The sequence below is a fragment of the Longimicrobiaceae bacterium genome (assembly GCA_035696245.1).
Classification (GTDB): domain Bacteria; phylum Gemmatimonadota; class Gemmatimonadetes; order Longimicrobiales; family Longimicrobiaceae; genus DASRQW01.
The window spans coordinates 1-2,349 of sequence record DASRQW010000553.1; the positions used below are offsets into that span (position 1 = coordinate 1).

Annotated in this window: 2 protein-coding genes; both read right to left on the reverse strand. The window is 70.3% G+C overall.

What is annotated here, in order from left to right:
• Nucleotides 1-293: 293 nt before the first annotated feature.
• Complete coding sequence (locus VFE05_24645; protein ID HET6233288.1) at nt 294-1,634, reverse strand: radical SAM protein; 1,341 nt, start codon at nt 1,632-1,634, stop codon at nt 294-296.
• 91 nt (nt 1,635-1,725) lie between these two features.
• On the reverse strand, nt 1,726-2,349 hold a 624-nt coding region (locus tag VFE05_24650), incomplete at its 5' end, for a Sua5 family C-terminal domain-containing protein (protein HET6233289.1).

The window sequence follows — 2,349 nt, forward strand, 5'->3', positions numbered from 1 at the left end:
CCGCCCTGCCGAGACGAGCCACGATTCCGGCTTGATCCCCGAGAGGTGCTTGTCCATGCGAATTCCTCCATTCGTGGGGCGAGGCATGGTGGACGTCCGGGTGAGGCCTCGGATGAATCTCTGCTCGTGCGGGAACCCAAACAGAAAAGCCCCACGCCATGACTCGCTTCTGAGTCTGGTGTGGGGCCGTCCCATGCACGTCCCCGAACAGACGGGGTCGCCCCACGCCGTGCGCCCGCGCTACACGACGAGCACGGGAGCGTTCAGGTCAACCGGATCCCGGCGCTCGGCTGTCAGAGTGCGGCGCCGACCGCCTCTTCCTCGGTCACGTCCTCGGGGGCGAGGGTGTCCATGAACGAGCTGACGGAGAAGACCGCGTTGCCCGCGCCCGCCACGCCGTACCCGGGCGGAGGCCGCAGGCCGTGCTTCTCCAGCGTCTCGCGGTACACCTCCAGCAGGCGGATGTGGTACTCCAGCGGCGCGCCCTCGGGGTTGTCCTTGCCCAGCGGCGTGGCCGGCTCCGGGCACCACGTGGTGAACCGCGGCGTCACCCCGCGCGACATGAAGTAATTCAGCCCCTCGGCCGTGGAAGCGATGGCCTCGTCGATCGTGGCGAACCCGAACGGCTTCGCCATCTCCACGCCGGCCACGAAGTTGGGGATCACGTACCGCGGCCCGAACACCTCGGCGGCGTCGAAGATGCGGCGGTGCCACTCCTCGCGGCCCACGTAGCGCTCCTTGCCCGGGCAGATGATCTCGAACAGCCGCTTGTCCCAAACCTCGTAGTTGGGGTGGTAGATGCGGATGCCCGCGTCGTGGAAGCGCTGCACGTCGGCCTTCGGCAGCGCCTGCGCGACCACCTTGCCGATCCAGCGGCCGGGGAAGCGCTCCTCGATGGCTTCCGCGTACCGGCCGTAGAAGTCCGCCTCGGCCAGCCCGTCCACCTTGCTGGTCACGCTGCCGCCGGTGAGCGTGTACGCCTTGCTCGCCTTCGCCGTGTCGTACTTGTCGATGATGGCCAGCGCCTCCAGCACGTCGGCGGCGGGCTTCACGCCGGTGTACGGGCGGCCCTCCTGCTTGTGCTGGCGCCAGTTGTGGTTGATGTCGCAGTACCCGCACTCCTCCTTCGCCCCGAAGTACTGGCACAGGCGCAGCACGGTGAGGTAGATGAGGTAGCCCCACTGGATGGTGGGCGCCGTCTCCATCACCGTCTTGCCGTTCTCCAGCGTGTGCCGGTAGTACTCCGGCATGGGCGGCAGGCCCACGTCGGCGATGGTGCGGCCCTCCAGCGTGAGGCGCAGGCCGGCCGCCTCGTCGCGGGTCACGCGGTACGGCGAGTCCGGGTTCACGCGCACCGACACGATGGTGCGGCGCAGCTCCCACGGGCCGCCGGTGAGCGCGAGCTCCTCGGGCGGGCGGCGCTTCGCCGCGTTGCCCAACTGCGCGAGCGGCTTCTGGTCGAAGCTGAAGATGAAGTACGACTTCGGCTTGACCTCGCCATCCAGGTTGTCGGTCAGCGCGGAGTCATCGAAGGCCATCCCGGTGCGCAGAAGGTCCTCTTTCAGGACGGCTTCGCGGGGGATGTGCGGGAAGCGGGCGATCAGCCCTTCCACCAGCTCGGTGCGTGCGGTCATTCTCGGTCCCTTCGGTACGTTGGTCGGGGGCGTGAACTTATCCAATCTCCCGGCCGATGGAAACACCTCGTACACCGCATGCGGCAGCGCGTTACCCGCGGTGGGACGCCCTCCGCAGCCGGTCGCGCACGCCCGCCCACGCGGCGCCGTCCGGCACGGCTTCCACGTAGATGACGTCCACGCCACGGTCGTCCAGCTCGTGCAGCGCCGCGTACAGCCCCGCGGCGTACGCCGCCGGGTCGCGCGGGAGCACGATCGTCTCCGCGCCGGCGAGACGGTCGCCCGTCATCGAGACGACGCCGGCGCGCCGTCCAGCGGCCCCGTCGCGGAGGACCGATTCGGTCAGCGCGCCCGCACCGAGCGTGAAGAGCGGGGCGCGCGGGGCGTAGTGGCGGTCCATCATCCCCGGCGACGGCCGCGGCGCATCTCCCGACGCATCTGCCGATGGGAGGACGATGTCTCCGGCGATGGGGCGCAGGTCATCTACCGAAAGCGAGCCGGGGCGGAGCAGGGCGGGGCGCGGGCCGGTCAGGTCCAGGACGGTGGATTCGATGCCGACGCGCGTAGGGCCGCCGTCGAGGATCAGGTCCACGCGGCCGCCCAGGCTCTTCGCGACGTGCTCCGCCGTGCTGGGCGAGATCTCCGTCGAGCGGTTGGCGCTCGGCGCGGCGACGGGCAGCGCGGCGGCACGCAGGAGCGCGAGCGCGACCGGGTG

Bases quoted from the DNA above. Each gene is read 5' to 3' on its own strand.
- VFE05_24645 (HET6233288.1), bottom strand. From the start codon at position 1,634: ATGACCGCACGCACCGAGCTGGTGGAAGGGCTGATCGCCCGCTTCCCG.